The 24,901-nt window shown below is 60.2% G+C and carries 17 protein-coding genes; 7 read left to right on the forward strand and 10 right to left on the reverse strand.

Translation table 11 applies throughout. The annotated features are described in order from the left end of the window. Window positions 1-10 precede the first annotated feature (10 nt). From ACLEJR_RS11030 to ACLEJR_RS11050, 5 genes are all read right to left on the reverse strand, one after another. Complete coding sequence (locus ACLEJR_RS11030) at window positions 11-1,327, reverse strand: HlyD family type I secretion periplasmic adaptor subunit (RefSeq protein ID WP_440813859.1); 1,317 nt, start codon at window positions 1,325-1,327, stop codon at window positions 11-13. A gap of 14 nt (window positions 1,328-1,341) precedes the next feature. Next, the gene (locus tag ACLEJR_RS11035) at window positions 1,342-3,129 is read right to left on the reverse strand and encodes a type I secretion system permease/ATPase (RefSeq protein WP_440813861.1); all 1,788 of its coding nucleotides are present in this window, start codon (window positions 3,127-3,129) and stop codon (window positions 1,342-1,344) included. A 139-nt stretch (window positions 3,130-3,268) separates the two neighbouring features. Then, entirely contained in the window at window positions 3,269-3,706 is a 438-nt protein-coding gene (locus ACLEJR_RS11040; RefSeq protein WP_440813863.1) for an AprI/Inh family metalloprotease inhibitor, read from the reverse strand. Window positions 3,707-3,846: 140 nt separating this feature from the next. After that, entirely contained in the window at window positions 3,847-5,304 is a 1,458-nt protein-coding gene (locus ACLEJR_RS11045; protein ID WP_440791977.1) for a serralysin family metalloprotease, read from the reverse strand. Window positions 5,305-5,628: 324 nt separating this feature from the next. Beyond that, window positions 5,629-6,534 carry a LysR family transcriptional regulator gene (locus ACLEJR_RS11050; RefSeq protein ID WP_440813866.1) on the reverse strand — a complete coding sequence of 302 codons (906 nt, stop codon included), beginning with the start codon at window positions 6,532-6,534 and terminating at the stop codon, window positions 5,629-5,631. A gap of 134 nt (window positions 6,535-6,668) precedes the next feature. Between ACLEJR_RS11050 and ACLEJR_RS11055 the strand changes: the two genes are divergently transcribed. Beyond that, complete coding sequence (locus ACLEJR_RS11055) at window positions 6,669-8,099, forward strand: MFS transporter (protein ID WP_440813867.1); 1,431 nt, start codon at window positions 6,669-6,671, stop codon at window positions 8,097-8,099. A gap of 193 nt (window positions 8,100-8,292) precedes the next feature. Next, the gene (locus ACLEJR_RS11060) at window positions 8,293-8,571 is read left to right on the forward strand and encodes a DUF1652 domain-containing protein (protein WP_003181824.1); all 279 of its coding nucleotides are present in this window, start codon (window positions 8,293-8,295) and stop codon (window positions 8,569-8,571) included. 130 nt (window positions 8,572-8,701) lie between these two features. Here ACLEJR_RS11060 and ACLEJR_RS11065 read toward each other — a convergent pair whose 3' ends face one another. Beyond that, entirely contained in the window at window positions 8,702-11,173 is a 2,472-nt protein-coding gene (locus ACLEJR_RS11065) for a UvrD-helicase domain-containing protein (protein ID WP_440813869.1), read from the reverse strand. Window positions 11,174-11,408: 235 nt separating this feature from the next. On the opposite strand from ACLEJR_RS11065, the gene ACLEJR_RS11070 reads away from it, so the two are divergent. Next, entirely contained in the window at window positions 11,409-12,104 is a 696-nt protein-coding gene (locus ACLEJR_RS11070) for a pirin family protein (RefSeq protein ID WP_440813872.1), read from the forward strand. Between the two features lie 198 nt (window positions 12,105-12,302). Here the strand turns inward: ACLEJR_RS11070 and pgm are convergent, their stop codons facing one another. The 4 genes from pgm to ACLEJR_RS11090 form a co-directional block, all read right to left on the reverse strand. Then, entirely contained in the window at window positions 12,303-13,949 is a 1,647-nt protein-coding gene (pgm, locus tag ACLEJR_RS11075) for a phosphoglucomutase (alpha-D-glucose-1,6-bisphosphate-dependent) (protein ID WP_440791986.1), read from the reverse strand. A 90-nt stretch (window positions 13,950-14,039) separates the two neighbouring features. Beyond that, window positions 14,040-15,437: an aminotransferase class I/II-fold pyridoxal phosphate-dependent enzyme gene (locus ACLEJR_RS11080; protein ID WP_440813874.1), complete on the reverse strand. Its 1,398-nt coding sequence runs from the start codon at window positions 15,435-15,437 to the stop codon at window positions 14,040-14,042. Window positions 15,438-15,533: 96 nt separating this feature from the next. Next, entirely contained in the window at window positions 15,534-17,024 is a 1,491-nt protein-coding gene (locus ACLEJR_RS11085; protein WP_440813875.1) for a hypothetical protein, read from the reverse strand. Between the two features lie 675 nt (window positions 17,025-17,699). Beyond that, window positions 17,700-18,725: a zinc-dependent alcohol dehydrogenase family protein gene (locus ACLEJR_RS11090; protein ID WP_440791992.1), complete on the reverse strand. Its 1,026-nt coding sequence runs from the start codon at window positions 18,723-18,725 to the stop codon at window positions 17,700-17,702. A 257-nt stretch (window positions 18,726-18,982) separates the two neighbouring features. Here ACLEJR_RS11090 and ACLEJR_RS11095 point away from each other — a divergent pair, with 257 nt between their 5' ends. From ACLEJR_RS11095 to ACLEJR_RS11110, 4 genes are all read left to right on the forward strand, one after another. Continuing rightward, window positions 18,983-19,897, forward strand: a complete 915-nt coding sequence (locus ACLEJR_RS11095; RefSeq protein WP_440791994.1) for a LysR family transcriptional regulator — start codon at window positions 18,983-18,985, stop codon at window positions 19,895-19,897. Window positions 19,898-20,059: 162 nt separating this feature from the next. Continuing rightward, on the forward strand, window positions 20,060-22,414 hold the full coding sequence (locus ACLEJR_RS11100) for an FdhF/YdeP family oxidoreductase (protein WP_440813877.1): 2,355 nt from the start codon (window positions 20,060-20,062) through the stop codon (window positions 22,412-22,414). Continuing rightward, on the forward strand, window positions 22,365-23,816 hold the full coding sequence (locus ACLEJR_RS11105; protein ID WP_440813879.1) for a cytochrome ubiquinol oxidase subunit I: 1,452 nt from the start codon (window positions 22,365-22,367) through the stop codon (window positions 23,814-23,816). The genes ACLEJR_RS11100 and ACLEJR_RS11105 overlap by 50 nt, the downstream gene beginning before the upstream one ends. A gap of 9 nt (window positions 23,817-23,825) precedes the next feature. Next, window positions 23,826-24,839 (forward strand): cytochrome d ubiquinol oxidase subunit II, encoded by a 1,014-nt coding sequence (locus ACLEJR_RS11110; protein ID WP_440813881.1) that lies wholly within the window; start codon window positions 23,826-23,828, stop codon window positions 24,837-24,839. Window positions 24,840-24,901 lie beyond the last annotated feature (62 nt).

A 24,901-nucleotide genomic window follows, 5' to 3' on the forward strand; every position in this document is an offset into this window, starting at 1 on the left:
GAAATCCTTCTTATTCTTCAGTCAACGCAACGCCTGCTCGGTCGAGCAGCGGTTTGAACAGGTAGTTGAGCAGCGAGCGCTCGCCGGTACGCACGAACATCTCGGCCGGCATCCCCGGCTTGACCACCAGGCCGTTGAGTTTTTCCAGGGCCGTATCGCTGACGCTGCTGCGCAGCACGTAATACGGCGCCCCGGTCTTTTCATCGATCATCTGGTCTGCAGAGATCAAGCTGACCTCCCCCGGGACCCGGGGCGTGCGGTTCTGGTTGAAGGCGGTAAACAGGATGTCTACCGGCAAATGAGTGCCGACCTTGTCGACCAGGTTGACCGGCAGGTGCCCTTCCACTTCCAGGCGCGTGCCCTGAGGCACGATTTCCAGCAAGGTATCGCCCTGGCGCACCACCGCGCCTTCGGTGTGCACCCCGAGGTTGACGGCGATGCCATCGGCGGTGGCAAGGATTTCGCTGTGTTGCAATACGAAGCCAGCGGATTTCAATTGCTGCTGCAGGGTTTCGCTCTTGAGCTGGGCCTCGGCCAACTGGCTGCGCACTTCCTTCTGGTATTCCTCGCGGTGCTGCTGCAGCTTCAGGCGCGACTCGACAATCCCCTGCTCCACCCGGCCGCTCTCACCGCTATTCTGCGCCAGTTCCTGCTGCACCTGTGACAGCTGGCGTTGGTAGTCCAGCAGGCGGTTGCGCGGGATGTAGCCGTTATCTGCCAAGGGTTGCAGGTTGCCCAGCTGCAGGCGCAAGGATTCGGCCTGTGCCGTCAGGTCGCTGCGAGCCCGGCGCATGCCCGCCAATTGCGCGGTGGCACCTTCGATGGCGGCGCGCAACGCGGCCTGCTCCCGGGCGAAGGCTTCCCGCCGGCTGCTGAACAGCTGCCGCTGGCCTTCGAGCACCAGGGCCAGGCGCGGATCGGAATCCTGGCTCAGCTCGACCGGGAAACTCACTTGCGTGAGGCCATCGCGCTCACTTTGCCAGCGCGCCAGGCTGGCCCAGGCCATCCGGTACTGCGCCTGCAACGACTGGACATCGGCGGCAGCCTGGGTCTGATCGAGGCGGAACAGCGGTTGGCCCTGGGTCACGGCCTCGCCTTCACGCACCAGAATCCGGCTGACCACGCCGCCGCTCATCGATTGCACCGCCTTGCGTTTGCCGGAGACCACCACGGTGCCTTGCACAGCAATGCCCTGGTCCAACGGCGCAAGGCTGGCCCAGGCAAAGAAACTGCCGGCGCCCATGATCGCCAGCAGCCAGCCCAGGCGGGTGAAGAAACGCGCGTCGCGCTCGGGGCGCTCAAACGCTTGAGTGTGTTCAAAACTCATGCAGCAATCCTTGCTCATGCACCGCCGGGTTTGCCGGCAGTCTGATATTGACGACTCATGCTCAGGCCATTAGGGGTTGGCTGAGGGCTGGCGGGCTGCGCGCTTCGCTGTGACTCCGACTGGCCGGACAGCGCCCGCAGCACCTCCTGGCTCGGGCCGAAGGCCTGGAGCCGGCCTTCATTGAGGACCAGCAATTTGTCTGCCTGGGCCAGCGCCGAGGAACGATGGGTGACCAGCACGACGCTGGTGCCTTGGGCTTTCATTTGCGCGATGGCGCTGGCCAGCGCCGCCTCGCCGACCGTGTCGAGGTTCGAGTTGGGTTCGTCGAGCACCACCAGCCTGGGTCGGTCGTACATCGCCCGGGCCAGGGCGACGCGTTGCTTCTGCCCGCCGGACAAACCACTGCCATCCTCGCCCAACAACGTGTCGTAGCCCTGGGGCATGCGCAGGATCAGTTCATGGACCCCGGCCTGTTGCGCGGCCACCACGACCTTTTGCGGATCGGCCTCGCGAAACCGGGCGATGTTGTCGGCAATGCTGCCGCTGAACAATTCGATGTCCTGGGGCAGATAGCCGATGTAAGGGCCGAGCTGGTCGCGGTTCCAGCGATGGATATCCGCCCCATCCAGGCGCACGGTGCCGCCGAGGGTCGGCCAGACGCCTACCAGCACGCGGGCCAGGGTCGATTTACCGGAGCCCGACGCGCCGAGTACGCCAAGTACCTCGCCGGCGGCCAGCGCGAAGCTGACCTGCTGCAACGTCGCCTGACGTTGCCCGGGCGGACCGGCACTGACTTGTTCGAAACTCACCTGGCCCTTGGGCGCCGGCAATGCCATCCCCTCGTCCCGCGGCGCAAATGCCTGCAACAATGCATCCAGGCGCCGATAAGCCAGCTTGGCACCGCTCCACTGCTTCCACACCGCAATCAGTTGGTCGATGGGGCTCAACACCCGGCCCATCAGGATCGACCCGGCGATCATCATCCCTGCGGTCATCTGGCCCTTGATCACCAGCAGCGCCCCCAGGCCCAATACCAGCGATTGCAGGCACAGGCGCAGAGTCTTGCTCAGCGAGCTGATCACCGCACCGGTGTCACTGGCCTGGTTCTGCAAGCCAAGAAAGCGCGAATGCACGGCAAACCAGCGGCCCCGCAACACATTGAGCATGCCCATGGCCTGGATCGTCTCGGCGTTGTGCAAATGGCTGGTGGCCAACTGGCTGGAACGTTGGGAGAACACGCTGGCCTGGCTCAACGGTTTTTTGGTCATGGTTTCGTTCAGGCAGGCCAGACCGATCAGCAGCAACGTGCCGACGGAGGCGAATACGCCGAGCCAAACATTGAACAGGTAGATCACCAGCAGATAGATCGGGAACCAGGGCGCGTCGAAGAACGCGAACAGCGCCGGCCCGGTGACGAACTGGCGGAGCTGAGTGAGGTCGCCCAAGGACTGCCCGGCATTGCCTTCACCCTGGCGCAGGTTGCGCTCGAATGCCGCCTGATACACCTGGAGGTTGAAGCGTCGCTCCAACTGGCTGCCGATGCGAATTACAACGAAGCTGCGCAGCATCTCCAGCAGCCCGATGAATACAAAGAACCCCACGACCATCAGCGACAACATCCACAAGGTCGTTTCATTCTGGGATGACAGGCCCCGGTCATAGACCTGGAGCATGTAAATCGATGGCGCCAGCATCAGCACATTGACCAGCGCAGTAAAACAACCGACGCTGATCAAGATGCTCTTGTAATCGCCCAGCGCTTTATACAACGGCATCGCAGCGGCGCTCCTTGCCTTATCCATGGTCTTCCTTGCTGTTGGCTTCGCCAGGGAACTGGCTTGTTATTCAAGCGGCTTATTTTTTGTTATTAACGCTGGCTACGTCGAAACACACGCCTGATATAACAGGCACGCCCAAAATATTGCTAAAAGCCGTGCAGTATTAGTCTTCAGCAGTAGGTTTCTTGCGCTCTAGCCTCAGCGTCAAACCGGACTTCAACAAGACTTGATAGTGATGTTCACGCCGTAATCCCAAGTGAACTCTCAAGTTGCGCCTGCCAAGAAGGGAAAGACCGTCGGGCTCGGTGAACCATTGGACCGGCTCTTCCCCCAACCAGTGACCCAGGCAATCGGTTTGCCCGGCCAGGGTCTGGTCGGCCTTGAGCTCAACCAGGCAGACATTGGAAGGCTTGTCCTGCATCGCCTGGGTTTGTGCGTCTTCATTCGGGCCGGACAACACGGCCTGCCATTGACCTGCCAATTGCGACGGTTCCATTAACAACAGACTGCGGGCCATGACTGCTTCTCCAGACAACATCATCAGCGTGGCAAGCAGCACCGAGAAAGCCCGGGTGCTGTGACGTATGAATTCTTCGCTCATTTCCCTTGCGTTATCACCTGGCTCAGCAGTTGAAATGAGTTGTGGCGAGGGAGCTTGCTCCCGCTCGGGCGCGCAGCGGCCGCCAGCCCTTGGAGCCTCTGCGCGCCTCAGCGGGAGCAAGCTCCCTCGCCACAGGGACATCAGGCTACGATGTCCGAGACCGCTGCCTGGCCGACGGTGCTGACCAGGAAGTCAGCCACGCCATGCCCGGAGAAGTCCACCGACAACAGACTGTTGCCGCCGGATGTCGACAGCACTGCATCGCCCGCCGCACCGGTAAATGCATTCACGAAGTGCAGGCCTGCGCCTTTGGTGATGCCGGTCAGGTCGATCTTGTCCAGGCCACTGACAAAGTCGAGGATCTGGTCCACCGTCCCCGGCCGCGAGTCGGAACTGGCGGCAAACACGAAAGTGTCCGAGCCCGTGCCACCCCACAGTTTGTCCGCACCGCCAGCGCCCCAGAGAATATCGTTACCGGCGCCGCCCTTGAGCTCGTTGGCCGCCGCGTTGCCGATCAGCAGGTCGCTGCCCGAGCCGCCAATGGCGTTTTCGATGATCGCGCCCTTGGCGATGGACACGTTGCCCACCAGGCCGCCGACGTCGGAGAACGAGGCGTCATTGAGGTTGATTTTCTGGTTCTGGGTGAAGCCGGAGAAATCCAGGGTGTCGCGACCGCCGGCGTCCCACACCGAGAACACCACCTTGTCCGACGACGAGGATGCGCTGAGGAAATCGCGGCCGGCATTGGAGTTGAAACCGTAGGTGGTGTCACCCGTGCGCGTGCTGGTATTGGCGCCGTAAAGCTTCTGGATTGCGGCAATGTCGTCCATCAGTGGGCCGGAGGAATAGGCTTCCACCCCGCCCTTGCTGAAGTTCTGGCCGGTATTGCTCTCACTCCAGTAGCTCATGACGCTGTAGCCACGGGTGTCCTGGCCATAGGTGGCGTCATCGTAGGTCGGCGCGCCTTCGCCGGCGTTGTAGTCACCGGGGTGCGCCAGGCCCAGGGTATGGCCGATCTCGTGGGTCAGGGTCTGGCGACCGTAGTTGTTCAAGTCCGGATTCTTGTTCTGGGTGTAGCTGCTGTTGATCAGGTACCACGACGTTCCGTCGTAGCCGGCACCGGTGCCCGGCAGGTAGGCGAACGCCGCCGCACCGTCCTGGCCGCTGCTGTAGTTGCCGAAGGTCATATGGCCATCGCCACCGCTGGCCTTCTCGGTGAACGTCACGTTGGCTACGTCGGCCCAGGATTGCATGGCAAGCGCTGCCTGCGCTTTTTGCTGGGCGCTGAACTGGCTGAAACCGCTGATCCCGTGCTTGTTCATGGTGCTGGACGAAGCCGAGGTCAGGAAGGTGTAGGTCAACTCGATCTTGCCGCTGCCATCGCGGTCCTGGTACGCCGCGCCGTCACGCAGCAACTGCGTGGCCGCCTGGTCGACCGAGTAGGAGGGTTTGCCGTTGACGGTCAGGTTACCGCCCCGGTCATATTGGTGGCTGAAACTATTGATCTGATTGAACGCGTTACTGGGGGCGGCCAATGCCTGCGGGGCCCATAGCAATTGTTCGGCGGAATCAATGGCGCTGTTTTTGACTTTCGACATAAACACACTTCCTTGTTTGCAAAAGTGGAACAGTTTTTATTGGATAGGCGATCTCTGGCGAGATCGTCCAATCACTCGCCCAATGAGGACGCAAGAAAACTGACACAATTGGAAATCAAACGTCTAGCGATTTTTTCAGCCTGGGTTTCTGGACTAACCGTTTAACCGCGACGCAAAACGCCGCGCCCCCGTCACTACAGGGAGTAAACAGCCGAAACTAGCGATTGTCTGACAATTCATTATTTAAATATTAAATATCGGTAACTTGCTATATGCGTAACACCGCGCAACAAGTGCCAGCGTAGTGCTATTAATTAATACCTACTAGTTATCCATGGTCTTGCGACTGCACACTTCGCGCAAACAGCCTCGGAGCCAGCGATGGACCGGATCAGCATCCAGCCGCGGGTGCCAGAGCATTGCGATCGTGAACGCCGGAACCGCAAACGGCAACGTGAAGCTGTGCATACCGGCGCGCAGGCGGGTGGTGTAGCGTTCAGGCACCGTGGCGATCAGGTCACTGGAACGGGCAAGCCCCAACGCCGAAGAAAAACCCGGGACGACAGTGATGATCTCTCGCGACAGCTTCAAAGGCACCAGGGCCTGGTCTACGGGCCCCTGGTCCAGGCCGCGCATGGAGACGCCAATGTGCCCGCCAGCCGCGTAATCGGCGGCACTGACGGTAGCCTGGCTCAGCGGATGGCCCGAACGCACAACACCGATCAAGCGGTCGCCGAACAGCGCCTGGGTGCGCAGCTCCGGGCTGGTGTCCCGGTCCACCACGGCCGTTTCCAGATCGGCGGTGCCCTCGCGCAGCGCCGTGCTGTCCTTGCTGGCTTTCTCGACGAAACGCAGGCGGACGCCGGGCGCCTGCGCGCTGATGCGGGCAATCAGGTCGATGGCGAAGTTTTCCACGAAGCCCTCGCGGGTACGCAACGTGAAAGTCCGGTTCAGCCGGCTCAGATCCGGCACCTGCGCCGGGCGCAACACGGCTTGCGCGTCCTGCACCAGTTCACTGACCCGCTCTCGCAGCTCCAGCGCACGCGGGGTCGGTACCAACCCGCGCCCAGCCCGTACCAGTAGCGGATCTCCAGTGGTTTCGCGTAATCGGGCCAGTGCCCGGCTCATGGCCGACGGGCTCAGGCGCAAGCGCCGGGCCGCACGGGCCACGCTCCCTTCGGCCAACAGCACATCGAGGGTGATGAGTAAATTGAGATCGGGCGAAGACATAGCGGGATCCTGTTGGCGTTCAATAGATGGCGTCTGGTGCAGCTGTAACGTGCAGATGCTGCGTCTTCCGCCATGTTATGCCCAGGCGTATGGTTGCGACAGCTCCGTTTCGAACGTCGCATATAAGGTGAATCATGAAACCACTCAATCCTGAACCGCGTGCCTCATCTCGCAGGGCGCTGGCAAGCCTCGCGCTGTCGACACTGCTGGCGTCCCTCGGCGCGAGCGTTGCCACGGTAGGCCTGCCGACACTGGCCCAGGCACTTGATGCCTCGTTCCAGCAGGTGCAATGGGTGGTACTGGCCTACCTGCTGGCGATCACCACCATGATCGTCAGTGTCGGTCGCTTGGGCGATCTGATCGGGCGGCGCAAGCTATTACTGGCAGGAATTGCCCTGTTCACCTTTGCGTCAGCGCTGTGCGGCGTGGCCCCTTCGTTGTGGTGGCTGGTGGCAGGCCGGGCGCTGCAAGGCCTGGGCGCCGCGGTGATGATGACACTGACGCTGGCGCTGGTTGGCGAAACGGTAGCCCAGGACAAGACCGGCAGTGCCATGGGGCTGCTGGCCGCCCTGTCCGCGGTGGGCACCGCCCTCGGGCCCAGCATGGGCGGCCTGCTGATCAGCGGCTTTGGCTGGCAGGCGTTGTTCCTGATCAACTTGCCCCTTGGGCTGCTTACGCTGTGGTTGGCGTGGCACGCTTTGCCTTCACCGCAGCCCGCGCAGACGGCACACAGCCGCTTCGACATACCCGGGACCCTGCTACTAGCCGCAGCCCTGGCCGCTTATGCCTTGGCGATGACGACCGGACGCGGAGACTTCGGTTGGATGAACGGCGCTTTACTGCTGGCCGCGCTCGGTACCGGTGGGTTATTTGTCCGGGTTCAATCAAGGGCCGTATCGCCGTTGATCCAGGTGGCTATGTTGCGGGACCGGCAGTTGGTTTCGGGCCTGGCGACCAGCGGGTTGGTCGCGACAGTGATGATGGCCACGCTGCTGGTCGGGCCTTTCTATCTTTCCATCGCCCTGCAATTACCCGCGACCTGGGTGGGGCTGGTGCTGACGGCGGGCCCCTGCGTCGCAGCCCTCGCCGGGGTACCGTCCGGGCGCCTGACAGACCGCTTCGGTGTGACGCTCATCCGACGCACCGGGCTGGGGATCCTGGTCCTGGGTTGCCTGATGCTGTCCGTGGTGACCCCAGACCTTGGCATCGGCGGCTATGTAGCGTCCATCGTGACAACCACCCTGGGCTATGCACTCTTCCAGACCGCCAACAACACGGCCGTGATGGCTGAAGTCGCGGGGAACAGGCGAGGCGTCATCGCGGGGCTGCTCAATCTTTCGCGCAATCTCGGGTTCTTTACCGGGGCATCGGTGCTTGGCGCGATATTCGCGGCGGCCTCGGCGATGAACGGTACCGGTCGGGCAACACCCGAGGCAGTGGCCGACGGGCTGCACATGACCTTTGGCATCGCCGTGCTATTGATGATTGTGGCACTGGTCATTGCCGTCAGAAGCCGCGTTCCAGAGCCTTCGCCTGGGCATCAGGACGCAGCCTGCGAAAAGTGATGGCACTCCTAACATCACGACTTAAGTAGTGATCCAGATCAAAAAAACTGAACCAATCGCAAAACGGACTGAAAAAAGCCACGTGACTTTCATTTTCAGGTGCTATTTTTAGTTCTCATTGGTGGAGCCATGAAGGCTCTTCCTTCCTGACATGAGCAAAAGGAAGCGCTTGATTGAAGAAGGTGGGCAACACATGAATAAAGGATCTTTCAGCAAGGTTACCTTCCCTAACGCCTGCCAGTTGATGCGCTGGCATTTCCATCCCATGGGCTTCGAAGCCAGTATGGACGCGCCAGGCAGCATGGTCGCCCGCCTGTTCGACCGTGCCAGTGGCGAGACCATGATCGCCATTGCCGGCATTCCGTGCGCAACCGTCATGAACGCCCCGGACGTGGAGCGCATCATCGAAGCGGTGGAGGCCGAACTGGAATCCTTCGTGCCGCCGGTCGGCTTGCGACGATTTGCCTCCTGAACTGGCCCCTGTGGCGAGGGAGCTTGCTCCCGCCGGGCTGCGAAGCGGCCCTTTTTTGTGGGTGCTTCGCCCCCAAGCGGAAGCAAGCTCCCTCGCCACAACGATTCAACTCACCTTCTCTGCCAAACGCTCAACCGTTACGCACACCCCGATAGTCCGCAAAAAACGGCTTACCCTTCGCAATACGATCCGAAGCCTTAGGCGCATTGGCGGCCTGACCCTCCTGGCTGTCGACATACCAATAACAATGCTGCACCGCCCGAGTGATGCCCACGTAAGCCAGACGCAGGATTTCGTCCTTTTGCGCCGTGTCGTAGGGCTCGGTATCGCCATCCTGGCCCAGCCCGGCCATTCGATACACTTGGTTCTTGTAGGGGGAGCTGCTCAAGTGCTGACAGTCGCCCAGCAGAAACACCGCGTCGGCCTGTAATCCCTTGGCGCTGTGATAAGTCATTTGCCGCAAGCGTCGCGCCTCATATGGCAAGCTAGAATCTACATTAACTGTTTGTTGAATGTGCTTTTCTATCAATAGTTTATCGCTACTTTTTCGATACAACATCAAGATGGAATCACCGTTGCGATAGTGCTCGTCCAAGCGTTGCGCCAGTCCTTCATCATCTCGATCCAGCACATTGACCGGGCTTGGCGAGCGCGGCTGGCCGCTGGCCTTGGCTTTTTTCCCTGGAATGGCGGCGGCCGCTCGCACGACATGTTCGGCGGCATCAATGATGTATTGATGGCTGCGGTAGTTGTCGGTCAGCATGACCCGGGTCGTCGACGGCGACGGGAACTGCTTGTTGAATGCCATGAAGTAACTCGGTGAGCTGCCACGCCAGCCATAGATCGATTGCCAATCATCACCAACACACAGCAAGGATGAACGCTGGGCCGCGCGGCCTATGTGCATCGTCGGTCCGCGCCGGCGTACTTCCTGCAGGCTGGCCCGCAGCCAGGAGACGATCTGCGGCGAGACGTCCTGGAACTCGTCGATCATCAGGTGTGCCATGGGCCGCAGTTGCTCATCGCTGAGCAACTTGAAGTTTTCCGGCGAGTGCTCGCTGAACAACGCGAACATCCGGTTGTAGGTCATGACCGGCGGCGACTGGTCCAGCAGGTGATCTTCAAAGGCCCGCCAGAAACGACTCAACGCCTCGAAGAAATAGCGATCAGGGTCATCCTGGGCAAATGACATCCGCCCCACCGCATCCGGGACGTCGAGCCCCAGGTTTTCGATAAAGCCCGCCGCTCCCACGAAACAGTCAAGCAAGGGTGCCGATCCCAACTCGCCCTTGACCTTGTAATCGAAGCCGGGGCCGGCGCTGGCGTCACCCGCCAATGAACCTAGAACTCGCTTCGCTGATTCATAACTTTCAAGCCAAATCATAGGTTTACGGCAGAAAGCTTGAAACAGAGTTCGCTTGACCGCCCACTCTGCACGGATACTCAGTTTGGCGCCTGGACGACTCAGACGGGCATCTTCCCTCGGATCGAAACCCAGCATCACCCAGGCGTCCAGGGAGGGAATGTAGCCATGGCTGTAAAACGTCGAGCCATTGATTTCGAAAGCCTGCCGCTTCGGCTCGATCCCCTTGATCGGCCATGCTCCGGCGCGCTGCCAGAGATCCTGCACCGCATCGCATAACGCTTTGTCACGCTGGGCAGCCAGTTCAGTCACAGCGATGCGCTTTTGCACGTCTGGGTGATCGCGTTCCAATGCTTTGAGCTCAAGCGCATGCCGGGACAATGGCTTGATCAGCTCACGGAAGCGTTCGTCGCGCTGGTAGAGGCTGTGGTAGCAGGCGTTGAGTCGCTGGCGTTGGGCGTCGTTGATCCGCAGATCGAAGGGATTGCCGTCGATATCGGCATCATTGGCCTCGGACCGGTGACTCAATGTCTCGAAAGCCTGCAGCCGCTCGAAGCCCGGAAGACTGCGAACCATAGGCAGGATGCGCGCGTGGAAGGTGCGCACCAGATCGCGCGCCTCCCTGAGGCTGAGGGTGCGCCCCCACAAGCCAAACACCTCGATGAGTTTGTGAATGAAATCCTTGCGCGACTCACGTGTAAATGTCACCACCGTCATCGAATCCAGCTCGAACCCAAGGTAATGGACCAGCAACACAATCCGCAGCACCAGGGTCGTGGACTTGCCTGCACCCGCTCCGGCAACCACCGAGGTCGAAGGTGTGTCGCTGAAGATCATCTTCCACTGTGCGGCACTGGGTTGGGCATGGGCCGGTAACAACCGCGCGACATCGGCCTTGATGCGCTTCTTCAGCTCGGCGGTCAGCGGCAGCCGCCAGTCATCGAACAACAGGTCATCGACCTGTGGGGCCGGATGTTCGGTGCTGCGGGAGTCACGGATCAACAGGACTTGGCGTCCCTGCTCCAGCCCCTCGGCGTGACCTTCCTTATAACCATAATCAAAACCTGCCGTATGGCCGCTGCGAAATCCATCGGCCTGCCCATGCAGCCACGAGGCGCGATGCTGGGCCCGCAACCGAGTCAGGCCATGACCGAAGAACCGGGCAGCCAAACGCTTGAACCAAGGCATCTGGGCCAGGGGTAGAAGTTCGGGGGGAAGATCGGGTGTGTGTTGCGACACGCGGGAGACTCCGGGCTCTGAACCAAGACCGCTATGGTGTCTGGATTTGCCCTCCGGTTCCAGCCAAAACCTTTTGCGTCATGGGGTTAGGCGATGAAGTGAAAGTTGGCTCGCCGGTCGGTATCAGAATAATCGATTGTTTTGACGCGTTTTTTACGCTTTTTATCGATGTATTTCTCGAAGAAGATGATCGCCATCAATCACCCTTTCCCTCCTAGCGGAGAAGGACACGATCATGCTCGAACTCAGGCCTTTCGCCTCCCTGGGCGCCGCCAACCATGGCTGGTTGGATGCGCATCATCACTTTTCATTCGCCGAATATTACGATCCCCAACGCATGCATTGGGGCAACCTGCGGGTCTGGAACGACGATGTCATCGCTCCTGGCAGCGGCTTCCCCCAACACCCGCACCGGGACATGGAAATCATCACCTATGTGCATGAAGGCGCTATCACCCACCACGATAACCTCGGCAATAAGGGCCGTACCGAGGCGGGTGATGTGCAGGTGATGAGCGCCGGCACCGGCATCGCCCACAGCGAGTACAATCTCGAATCGACGGCGACGCGGATCTTCCAGATCTGGATCATCCCCAACGAAGCAGGCTTGGCGCCATCGTGGGGTGCCAAACCCTTTCCCAAGGATTCTCGCGAGGGATTCGTGACCCTGGCCAGCGGCAAGGCAGGCGATGACCAGAGCCTGCGCATTCGCGCCGATGCACGATTGGTGGCCGCCAACTTGAAGGCGGGAGAAAGCGCAGAGTATGTACTGGATGCAGGACGTCGGGCTTACCTTGTTCCAGCTACCGGCACTATTGAAATCAACGGGTTACAGGCACAAGCTCGAGACGGTGTTGCGATTGAGAACGAGCGGGTATTGCGGGTGACCGCTGTCGAGGACAGCGAAATCGTTCTCGTGGATTTGGCCTGAAACCTGCTCTGGCGGCAAAAGAGTCCGTGGCTAAGTAGCTTGCCTGTGGCGAGGGAGCTTGCTCCCGCTGAACTGCGCAGCAGTTCCCTTTTTTTGGCGGTCGCTTCGCCCACGGCGTCGGACCGACCGAGCGGGAGCAAGCTCCCTCGCCACAGTAACTTCCTTGCCACAGGCAAGCGTCCCCGCTACAGGTTCGGATTATTGGTCGCTGATAGCCCCATCCACCAACGTCTGCGCCTCACTCACCAACTGCTTGAGGTGATCATCACCGATGAAGCTTTCGGCGTAGATCTTGTAGATGTCCTCGGTGCCCGATGGACGCGCCGCGAACCAGCCGTTTTCGGTCATCACCTTCAGGCCGCCAATGGCCTGGTCATTGCCCGGCGCGTGGCTGAGGATGCTCTGGATCGTCTCGCCAGCCAGCTCGGTGGATGACACCTGCTCCGGTGACAGTTTGCTCAGCAACGCTTTCTGCTGCGGGTTGGCCTTGGCGTCGACGCGCACCGAGAACGGTTCGCCCAACTCCTCGGTCAGCGCGCGGTAGGCCTGACTGGGGTCACGCCCGGTGCGAGCAGTCATTTCAGCCGCCAGCAATGCCGGGATCAAACCATCCTTGTCGGTGCTCCATACGCCACCGTCCTTGCGCAGGAACGAGGCGCCGGCGCTTTCTTCGCCGCCGAAGCCCAGGGAACCGTCGAACAGACCGTCGGCAAACCATTTGAAACCGACCGGTACCTCATAGAGGCGCCGGCCCAAGCGTTTTGCTACGCGGTCGATCAAGCCACTGCTGACGACTGTCTTGCCCACTGCGGCATCGGCGCGCCATTGCGGGCGATTCTGGAATAGGTAATCGATGGATACCGCCAGGTAATTGTTCGGCGCCAGCAGGCCGCCGGATGGCGTCACGATGCCATGCCGATCATGGTCCGGGTCACAGGCGAAGGCGACGTCGAAGCGTCCCTTCAAGCCGATCAAGCCCTGCATGGCGTGGCTGGAAGACGGATCCATGCGAATCTGACCATCCCAGTCGACGGTCATGAAACGGAAGGTCGAATCGACAGCCGTGTTCACCACGTCCAGATCCAGACGGTAATGTTCGGCGATAGCTGGCCAGTAGCGCACCCCTGCACCACCTAGCGGGTCGACACCCAGGCGCAGCCCGGCGCCACGGATGGCGTCGAAATCGATGACATTGATCAGGTCCGCGACGTAGCTGTTGACGTAGTCGTGGCGGTGGGTGGTTTCTGCCTTCAACGCCTGCTCGTAGCTGATGCGCTTGACGCCGGCCAGCTGGTTGGTCAGCAGTTCGTTGGCCTTGGCTTCGATCCACTTGGTGATGTGGGTGTCGGCCGGGCCGCCATTGGTGGGGTTGTACTTATAGCCGCCGCTTTGCGGGGGATTGTGGGACGGGGTAATCACGATACCGTCCGCCAGGCCCGAGGTGCGGCCACGGTTGTAGCAAAGAATGGCGTGGGAAACCGCTGGGGTCGGGGTGTAATCATCGCCCTCGGCGATCATCACGGTCACGCCATTGGCTGCGAATACTTCCAGCGCACTGGCGCCTGCAGGGGTCGACAATGCATGGGTGTCAATGCCGACGAACAATGGCCCGTCGATGCCCTGCGCCTGGCGATACAGGCAGATCGCCTGGCTGATCGCCAGAACGTGCCATTCGTTGAAGCCCAGGTCGAAAGAGCTGCCACGGTGACCGGAGGTGCCGAACGCCACGCGTTGGGTGGCAATCGAGGCATCGGGGCGGCCGGTGTAATAGGCCGTCACCAGTCGCGGGATATCGATCAACAACTCTGCCGGTGCCGGCTTGCCCGCAAATGGACTGACTGTCATGCAAAACCTCTGGATGGAGTGGCTCAGGAAATGGGATGCAGTTTACTGACAGTTCGACCCCGGCGCGATGAGTTCGATCCATCGTCGCCATCAGGATTGTTCGAGCCGCAAGGCATCGGCCAGGGCTCCGAGCACCAGATCAAGGTCCTCGGCACCGCCCAACGCGTGGGTCAGGCGCAGATGCTGCCCGTACATCCCCTGGAGACTGAACAGTTCCCCCGGCGCAATGACGATCCTCTGAGCCAGCAGTCGATGGAAAACCCGCCGCAGGTCCACCCGACGCGTCGAGCGGATCCAGATCGTCGCGCCACCCTGGGGCTCGGCCCATTGCAGGCTATCCCCGAGTCGTTCCCTGAGCAGTTGCGTCGCCGAAACGGCGCTTTCGCGCAGCAAGCGCCGCAGGATCAGCAGGTGCTGGTCGATCCGGCCGTTGCTGTACAGGCGGGCGATGGCTTTCTGGCGAATCGGCGACAACCGAAACGCACGAAGCAGGAAATGGCGTTGCAGATTCAAGGTCAACTGCCGTGACAACACGTAGCCATAGGGTGCCTCTGCCCCGATGGTTTTCTCGAAGGTGGAGTAGACGATCAGTCGCTCCGGGTCGAGCAGGTCCCGAAAGGGTGTGATCCCGGCCTCGAACGCCAGCTCAGAGTAGCTGTCGTTCTCCAGCACCCAGGTGCCATGGCGTTGCAGCAACTGCGCGACGGCGCGGCGGTTTGCCTCACAGGCAAATGTCGCCCTGGGCATGTTCAGGGTTGAAGACAGCACCACCAGATGTACCATTTCACTGACAAGCAATTGCTCCAGGTGCTCGAGGGGAATATCCCCACTGGCCAACAGGGGCAATTCGATCACCTTGACCTCGGCGCCTTGCAATAACCGCAATACCGCCCAATCGCAGGGTGATTCGACCAATACCACAGCACCCCGCAAGGACAGTGCGGCGATCAGGATTTCCAGGACTCCGCGCAAGTCGGCGCCGACATACACATCGTCGGCATTCCAGCAACGAGCCGGCGAAGAGGTATAGCGAGCCGCCAATGCAGTTCGCAGTTCCAGTTCACCCCAGGGTTGCGGAGGCGTCTGCGCGGTCCGCGGATACTGGCGCAACAGTTCCCGCTCGAGCAGCAACAGAGGGCTGTCCAAGGGCTGGATCAGCGCCGGCTCATCCGTGCTCAGCACCCGCATGCCGGGCCGCCGCGCATTGACGTACAAGGTCTCAAGCAGGTCGCCTCCGCCATCGACGGGTGTCATGCTGGGCATCGGCAGTGCGTAGTAACCGGACTTGGCGATGGAATAGACCCGCCCTTCCTTCTCCAGCAAGGAATAGGCGTACTGGATGGTGGAAATCGACACGTTCAACCGGTCGGCCAGTTGTCGAAGCGATGGCAGGCGCACCCGGGCATCGCTTCCCATCTCGTTGATCAGCGTAGTCAGGTACCGGTAGACCGCCTGGTAGGCAAAGCCTGTCTCCCGACCGCCTTTCATGGGATCGGCCCGAGCAAATGGCCTACAGCCGGCCAGGGCCCCATGTCGGACGCACCGGCCGGATACAGGATGAAGGAATCGGTCAAACCTGATACCTCAATGCCTGGCCGAACGTTCGCAAGAACCGTCGGCGTCCTGCCCGGCTTCCGTGGTATCGACGCCGTCAATCGCCTGTTGCAGGTCGCTTCCCGGTTGGATTTGCGCTTGTTCAGGTTGCGCGACGTTCGCCTGGTACAGCTTGCCAAGCACATCGACAGGCAGGCCGCTGACCTCGACCATCCACTGCGTCACCTGGTCAGCGATGGGCGCGCCCTGCATGGCCTTGTGCAGGTCCGGCATCGCCACGAGCATGCCGGGATGGCAGCACCGCAGGAAATTCTCCATGCCTGCGCCCTGCTCCACGAACGGCGCGAACAGCATGCATACCAGTTGCGTCTCATTGAGCCCGAGGATTCTGTACGCGTCCTCGGCCGCCTGGGCACGGCGCTCGGGCACCAGGGCCGGCGAACCAAACAACAGCCGGGCTTGTTCGCACGCGTGTTTCGGCAGTTGCTTGCGGTGCATGATCATGATTGCCCGCTGCACATAATCGCCATAACCGGTCTCATAGCTGCGCCCTTGCAGGTAGCACGCCTGCAAGCCGTGCAGATGAGCCAGGAGCAATGGGCTGAGATTGCCGTTCTCGGGCGCAGGAGAAATGAACTGCTCGGTCTGCACCCGCAGGAATTCGCTGAACAGCGGCCAGTTGGTGCCCTCCGAACGGTCCACGGTCAGGTCGTCGATACCGATGTGGCTGACGCGCCGGCAGGCTTGGAATTGCGCCTCCGGCTTCCATGCGCCGTGGTGCTCCGGACCGTAGAAATGCTTGTAGGGATCGCCGCCCAAGGTATCGAGGTGCGCAATGAGGCTGTCGAAGCTGCTGATATTGTCGACTGTCAGGCCGATCTTGCGTGTTGCACGACGCAGTCCCGACATGAACTGTTTTTGCTGGCGCGGTGTGTTGTTGGTAATCAATGAGTCAACCCCGGCGTCCCAGCGAGCCATGTGCCGATAGAATTCCGCCATCGCCAGGTAGCCCTCGTCACCAATCTCCAATGGACCGTCCACCGGGCGCAGGTGCCCCACCAGCAGCATGTCCATGCGGTTGGCATGGTGCCCTGCCTCCGACAATGGCTGCTTATGGTTGAACGGCATCACTTCGCGGTTGTCGGCCATCAGCAACTCGACACGGGGATCGTCATAGACGAATAACGCGCTGTAGCAGCGGTGTATGTTTTCCAGGGTCGCCTGGCTGGTCTCGCTCAGGCGAGGCGTGGCGACACGCAAGGTAAACGTCACTGGATGCCGACCCGCGATACTCAACTGCGCGGCGCGCAAGGCGGTCAGCACATAGAAGCTCTCCCGGCTGCCATTCTGGACCGTCAGCACCCGATAATCGCCAATCCGCTCGATGCCCCCTGCGGCAACAATCAAACGCTGGATCAATAACTGCAACGCGGTTCGTTCCCCCCTGGAATAAAAACTCAACAGGCGCTGCAATACCTGTTGATACACGTGAATCATTGCTTGTTCATGAATTGCACTCATAGCTATTTACCTGGAGATTCAACTATCGGCGCCGCACCTGCACCAACGTGACTGCGCGACGTGTTGGTCTAGATGATTGTTCTAGTGCTGTAGAGAGTATTGGTAATACGGCATGTCTTGCTTGCCGTAATTATTTGATACAAGTAGGGGGTGTTGCCCCGCACACTTCCCTCATCAGCCTGTAGGCCGCAGAAAAGCTGGGCTGTGTCGACTGGATGGCGCGTCCTAGGAGATTTCCGACAACATCCCACAGACAATGAGTACGAGAATTAAAGAACATGCCTAAGTTCAATCGGCCGTCTACCACTCCCAGCTTTCCCCATAGCCGATAGAAAGCCGCACACGCAAATGTGCCTGGGGCGTGAGTTGAAGAATGCCGACCTGCGAAAAAGTTATACCGCACCACGACTTCGTCCTTGAGAATTGAAATCAGCATTCAATTATCAGGACTTAAACAATGATTAGAAGATACAGATTAAAGGCAAAAACCAGTTCAGATGGGGGCCGGCGGATGGCGCTAGGCTCGAGTGCTTCGCCCGATGATGCTCAAGGATCGTCGTGTGCGGCAAGGGCTTGCAACCGCGAGCGTCTGGAAGGATGACCGAAGGGAAACGATCGGGATTGCCCACGGGGATGCGCAAGAGTCTGGAGAATGACTCTTGCGCAAGACAGGAATCAGGTAGGGTCGACCACCTGAAGGGCAACACGTTCACGGCAAGGGCATTCGCCCATGTAGCGGTGAGCCTCGACGAACTCGGCGAATGGGAAGACCCGGGTCTTGAGGGGCAACAACACACGATCAGCCGTCAGTTGGTTGATATCGCGCAATGCGCGCTGCAACGCCACCTGGTCCTGAATGATGCCCAGTTCCGGCTTGCCGGTGAAGTTGCCGATGCAGTGCACGAAAAACTGGATGTTCTTCTGGAACGCCGCGCAGGCCGGGAATGGTGTCTGGTTACCACCCTGCAAGCCGTACAGCACCAGGCTGCCACGGGGCGCCAGTACATCGCCGAGCAGCGACATCTGCGGTCCGCCAAGACCATCGAACACCACATCCACGCCGCGATTGTCGGTGAGCTTGTTGATTTGCATGAGCAAATCCTGCTCCTCGGTCACGATGACCTTTTCAGCCCCCAGCGATAGCAGATACTCACGCTCGTCTGCCGTCTTCGTGGCGGCGATTACCCGCACCCCCAGGGCCTTGCCCAATTGCACGAAGGATGGGCCGGCGCAGTGGCTGGCATCGGTGACCAGGGCGAACTGCCCGGGTTTGACCCGCGCCAGATCGACATAGGCGAAATAGGCGATTAACAGCGGTGTGTAATGCACCGCCGCCTCAATCGGACTGAGCACATCGGGATAACGCGTCAGCGCGGTGCGCGGCAGCACGATAATCTCACCGTAGACCGGGTAATCGTTCGCGCTTTCGGCAGGGAAGCTTGCAACCTTGTCGCCCACGGCCAGATCGTCGACCCCGTCGCCCACCGCCGTGATCACCCCGGCCATCTCATGGCCCAGGCCTGAAGGCAGGCGTGCCTGGGAGGACGCCAGATTCTGGCGCCACAGCGTGTCGTACCAACTGACGCCGATCGCTTCGACACGGACCTGCACTTCTCCTGGCGCAGGAAGGGCCGCCACGTGCTCTTCGCATTTGAGCACCTCGGCACCACCAAACTTGTGAAAACGGATCGTGCGGGACATCGCAAACCTCGTCAAAGTAACCTCTAATGCCATGAACTCTATCCGGGCTTTGTACCCAAGACCATCAGTGGCTATTAATAGTCGACATGCCTGTCATTGATTCCGCAGCAAGAAAATGAACCGTCCTTGTCGGTTTTATCCGTGTGAAACCCGAATTAGCCAGTGCAGAGTACCAGCCTTTCCCCGTAAGATTCATGCCGGCCATTGTTCCCATATGGCCGCCCACGTCAAGCTTACCGAATCAGCCAGGACCCCAGATGAATCGTAATGACCTGCGGCGTGTCGACTTGAACCTGTTGATCGTATTCGAAACATTGATGCATGAACGCAGTGTGACCCGTGCCGCCGAGAAATTGTTCCTCGGCCAACCGGCGATCAGCGCCGCGCTGTCCCGCCTGCGCAGTCTGTTCGATGACCCGTTGTTCGTTCGCACCGGCCGCAGCATGGAGCCGTCGGCCCGGGCGGTGGAGATCTTCGCCCTGCTCTCCCCGGCGCTGGACTCGATTTCTACCGCCGTCAGCCGCGCCGCCGAGTTCGACCCGGCCACCAGTACGTCGGTGTTTCGCATCGGCTTGTCGGACGACGCCGAGTTCGCCCTGCTGCCGATGCTGCTCAAGCGCCTGCGCGCCGAAGCCCCCGGCATCGTGCTGGTCGTGCGCCGGGTCAATTACATTCTGATGCCAAGCATGCTGGCGTCCGGTGAAATCTCCATCGGCGTGAGCTACACCGATGATCTGCCGGCCAACGCCAAACGCAAGGTCCTGCGCCGCAGCTCGCCCAAGGTATTGCGGGCCGATACCGCACCGGGACGCCTGACCCTGGACGAGTTCTGCGCCCGCCCCCACGCGCTGGTGTCTTTCGCCGGCGACTTGAGCGGTTTCATCGATGAAGAACTGGAAAAACTCGAGCGCAAGCGCCACGTCGTCCTGGCCGTGCCGCAATTCAACGGCCTGAGTACGCTGCTGTCGGGCACCGACATCATCGCCACCGTGCCCGACTACACTGCCGACGCCCTGACCGCCGCTGGTGGCGTGCGCGCTGAAGACCCGCCCATCCCGGTGCGCAGTTTCGAACTGCACATGGCTTGGCGTGGTTCACAGGATAACGATCCAGGGGAGCGTTGGTTGAGGTCGCGGATTCAGATGTTTTTTGGCGATCCGGACAGTCTATAAGCCTCCCCCTCAGCACGGATGCAAGATCGCCGCGCATGCCTATCGCGCCGGCCGCAGGACCGTGGCCGAAGAACTCGGACCATCGGGCAGAATCTGCGAACTTCAGGCGCACCGCCCCACTCGTAACGTCTAGATACAAATAATGACGAGACGAGGTCTGACATGAGGTTGATTCACGGCACTTCACACTTTCGACCTTACATCTCAGCGTCGGGCGGCTGGGGATCGGCCCATTCGGTGATGAACATCCTTTGGCGTGAGCAGGCCTTCATCAAAGGCGGCGCCGCTTTGATCAAGCAGAACAAACCGCAGGGTTTCGCCTGCGTCAGTTGCGCATGGGCCAAGCCTGGCGATCCCCACGCTCTGGAATTTTGCGAAAACGGTGCCAAAGCCACCGCGTGGGAACTGACGTCGTTACGCAGCGGCCCCGATTTCTTCCAGGCTCACTCGGTGAGCGAACTGCGCGGCTGGACGGATTTCGATCTCGAACAGCACGGTCGTCTCACCCATCCGATGCGTTACGACGCTGAGTCTGATCGCTACGTAACGACGACATGGGAAGCGGCAATCAACGCTATCGCTAAACAGTTACAAACCCTGAGCCCGGACGAGGTCGTTTTCTATGCCTCGGGGCGCGCCTCGCTCGAAACGTCATTCATGTATCAGCTGTTTGCCCGCGCCTATGGCACGAACAATCTCCCCGACAGCTCCAACATGTGCCATGAAAGCACCTCGGTGGGTTTGCAAGAAAGCATCGGAGTGCCTGTCGGTACGGTCACCCTGGCCGATTTCGAGCACACCGACTGCATTTTGTTCTTCGGACAGAACGTCGGCAGCAACAGCCCACGCATGCTCCATCCGCTTCAAGAGGTGCGCAAGCGCAAGGTTCCGATCATCACCTTCAACCCCATCCGCGAACGTGGGTTGGAGCGCTTTGTAAACCCCCAGTCACCTGTCGAAATGCTCGGCCCGAAATCGACCGCCATCAGCACGCAATATCACCAAGTGGCTATCGGTGGCGATACGGCGGCGGTCATGGGCGTCGCCAAGGCGCTCCTCGACATGGAGGAGCGGGCAAAACAAAGCGGCGAGCCGAGCGTCCTGGATCACGACTTCATCACGCAACATACGGACGGCTTCCCCCGCTTTGTGGAGCAGGTACGCGGTTATTCATGGAATGAGCTGGAACAGCGATCCGGGCTGACCCGCAGCGCCATGGAGGCTACAGCCACGGTTTACGCGCGCAGCGAGAAGGTGATGATCGTTTACGGCATGGGCATGACCCAGCACAGACACGGTGTCGGCAACGTACAGATGCTGATCAATCTGCTGTTGCTGCGTGGCAATATAGGTAAGCCGGGAGCCGGCATCTGTCCCGTACGAGGTCACTCGAACGTACAGGGGCAGCGAACCGTCGGAATTACCGAGGACCCTGCAAAGGTCCCCAAGGACAAACTGGAGGCCTTGTTCGGCTTCACTGTTCCTGAGCGCAAAGGGCTGACGACCGTAGACACTTGCGAGGGGATTCTTGATGCAAGCGTGAAGGGCTTCATCGGGCTCGGAGGCAACTTTCTGCGTGCCGTTCCTGATACCAGTCGAATGGAGCCCGCGTGGGCGGCGCTTCGCCTCAACGTACAGATCGCTACCAAACTCAATCGCACGCATTTGGTGCCTGGCGAACATACATGGCTGCTGCCCTGCCTGGGACGCATCGAGATCGACCGGCAATTGGGCATTGAGCAGGCGTACACCACCGAGGACAGCACCGGTTGCATTCGCGCGTGGCGCGGCAACGCAGAACCGGCCAGTGAGCAACTGCGCTCAGAGGCGGCGATCATTGCGGAGTTGGCCAACGCTACGCTGGGTGACACGGCCACTGTTCCATGGTTGCACTGGCGGAATGACTACGCCCTCGTTCGCGAAGCCATCAGCAAGGTGTATCCGGAAATCTTCCATGATTTCGAGGCGCGCATGTGGGAGCCCGGTGGGTTTCATCGACCGCTGGCCGCAGCTCAGCGCCAATGGGCTACGCCTTCCGGAAAAGCCCAGTTCATCACCCCGCAAACGCTCGACGAAGACGATGATGTCTCAAAGGGCGAAGCGGGCCGAGATGTTCTGCAACTGATGACGCTGCGTAGCAACGACCAGTTCAACACGACGGTGTACGGCTACGATGATCGCTTCAGGGGTGTGAAAGGCACTCGCAAAGTCGTGTTTATGAACCGCAACGACATTGTGCGCCTGGGCTTCGCGCCGGGTGCCTGGGTACGCTTGCGCACAGCCATCGAACCAGAAGTCAGGCGCGAAGTCGGGCCATTTCAGATCATTGCCTATGACATTCCGGAAGGATGCGCGGCCTCCTACTATCCTGAATCCAATCCGCTGGTCCCTCTCTGGCACTACGCTAAACGCAGCAAGGTTCCGGCTGCGAAATCGGTGCCTGTCATCCTGATACCGGCTGAACCGGATGCTGACGATCTCGATCAAGCGGTCCCTGAAAAGGACCAGGTCGTGTAGAGGGTTACCGAGCAGAGGAACCGATATGGACAGTGTCGAGTGGGGACTGATGGCGGCGCGAATCCAGTTCGCGGTGACCATCAGCTTCCATATTGTGCTGGCGGCATTCAGCATCGGTCTGGCGAATTTTCTTCTGGTCCTGGAAGCCCTCTGGCTTTGGCGCCGAGAGCAGATGTACCTGGATATCTACCAGTACTGGCTGAAGATATTCGCACTCAATGTAGCCATCGGTACGGCCTCAGGGCTCATGCTTGAATATCAGTTCGGCCTCAACTGGTCGCGCCTCTCCACCCAGGCGGGAGAAATCCTCGGCCCCCTGATGTTTTACGAAGTGATGGCCGCGTTTTTTCTTGAGGCGGGTTTTCTCGGCATTATGGTGTTCGGCATGAAGAAGGTGGGACCAGGCCTGCACTTCTTCGCCACCTGCGCGGTGGCCGTCGGCTCCATCATCAGCGCATTCTGGATCCTGTCGGCCAACTCCTGGATGCACACACCCCGTGGCTTCGGCATCGGTGCCGATGGCCGATTTGTCGCTCAGGACTGGTGGGCAATCATATTCAACCCCTCTTTTCCCTATCGTTTCACTCATATGATGCTGGCGACCTTCCTGGCCACCGCCTTGATGATCGCGGGGGCGAGTGCGTGGCAACTGCTACGTGACTCGACCAATCTGCGTGCCCGCGTACAGTTTTCGATGGCGCTGTGGGCAGTCGCAGTGTTGGCGCCGGTGCAAATTGTCGTAGGCGACTTGCACGGCGAAAACACCTTGAAATTCCAGCCGCAAAAAGTCGCTGCGATGGAAGGTGCATGGACGCGTCCTGCTCCCGGCACCGGCGAGCCCCTACGTCTGTTTGCATTTCCAGACATGGCCCTGCAACGAAATCATTTCGAATTGGCGATACCACGCGTCGCCTCGCTGTATCTGCGTCATGACCTGAACAGCACGATCAAGCCGCTGACTGAATTCGCGTCTCAGGACATCCCCCCTGTTGCGACCGTGTTCTGGGCCTTTCGGCTGATGGTGGGCCTGGCGTTGCTGATACTGGTGCTGGGGATCACCAGCCTGGTGTTGCGCTATCGCAAACGCTTATACAGCTCGCACTGGATGCAGCGTTGCTGCTTGCTGATGGCCCCGTCCGGGTTCGTGGCCATGATCAGTGGCTGGGTGGTCACCGAAGTCGGCCGACAGCCCTTCACGGTCTACGGCTTACTGCGCACGGCGGACAGCGCGTCAGCCGTCTCCAGTGACCAGGTCATAGCTTCCACCGTTACGATTCTGTTCTTTTATCTGGTGGTGTTCGGCATCGGGTTGTGGGTATTGCTGCGCATTTTGCATCACCCTGCCAAGGCAGGAGAGCAAGGACCGCAACCGACGCTTGCTGACGAAATCGGCAAGTCATGAGGGACGCCTATGCTGGACGGTGACGTGATCATTGTGCTTTCAGCTGCGGCGCTCGCATTCTCGGTGCTCAGCTACGTCTTGCTCGACGGTACCGACTTGGGAGTGGGTATCCTGTTGGGACTGACGCCGTGCGCAAAACGACGGCGTGCCATGGCGGTGTCCATCTTGCCTATCTGGGATGCGAACGAAACGTGGCTTGTTCTGGGCGGCGGAGGACTGCTGGCATTGTTCCCGCTGGCGTATGCCGTTTTATTACCTGCGTTGTACGTGCCGTTTATTGCGATGTTCCTGGCACTGATCGTCCGCGCGATGGCATTGGAATTTCGCGACTGCACCGATAACCCTGTCATCAAGCGGGGCATCGACGCGCTACACCTTTGCGGATCGTTGATCGCCGGGGGATGCCAAGGCGCGGCTTTGGGAACGCTGGTGCAAGGCGTCTCCAACCAGGACGGGCAATTCAGCGGAACAGGCTGGGAGTGGTTCAGCCCTTTCGCCATGTACTGCGCGGGCGTGCTGCTCGTCGGTTATGCGTGGCTGGGCGCGTGTTGGCTGTATTGGAGAACCGAACCAGCCTTGCAACAAACGTCGCGCAGGCAGGCACAACGGCTGTCTGTCGCCACGCTCGTGCTGATGACGATATTGCTCATCTGGACGTCCACGCTGAACCCAGACTACGCACAGCGACTTTCCAACCCTGTCGTGATGTACTCGACAGCCGGGGCGGGGCTCACGGTGTTTCTTGCTTTTTGGGCCAGCTTTCGAAGCCGCTACGACCTATTGCCGCTGATCTGCGCGCTCAGCTTGTTTGTACTCGGGTTCGCACTGATGGTAATTACGATCTTCCCACTGATCGTCCCGCCCAACCTTACTCTCCAGGCTGCTGCCGCCAGCGCGACCAGCCAGACCTTTATGCTGATCGGTTTTGCCCTGCTGATGCCGGTGACTTTCTTCTACAACACCTTTGGCTTTCGTGTTTTTAGCGGGAAGATTCATTCGGCGAAGGTTCAATTGCCTGAATAGGACGCATTGGATGGGCGAAAGCGCGACACGCTCGTGGAGAACATGATGGCGGGTGCCATCGA

The sequence above is a fragment of the Pseudomonas sp. SMN5 genome (assembly GCF_052041925.1).
Lineage (GTDB): Bacteria > Pseudomonadota > Gammaproteobacteria > Pseudomonadales > Pseudomonadaceae > Aquipseudomonas.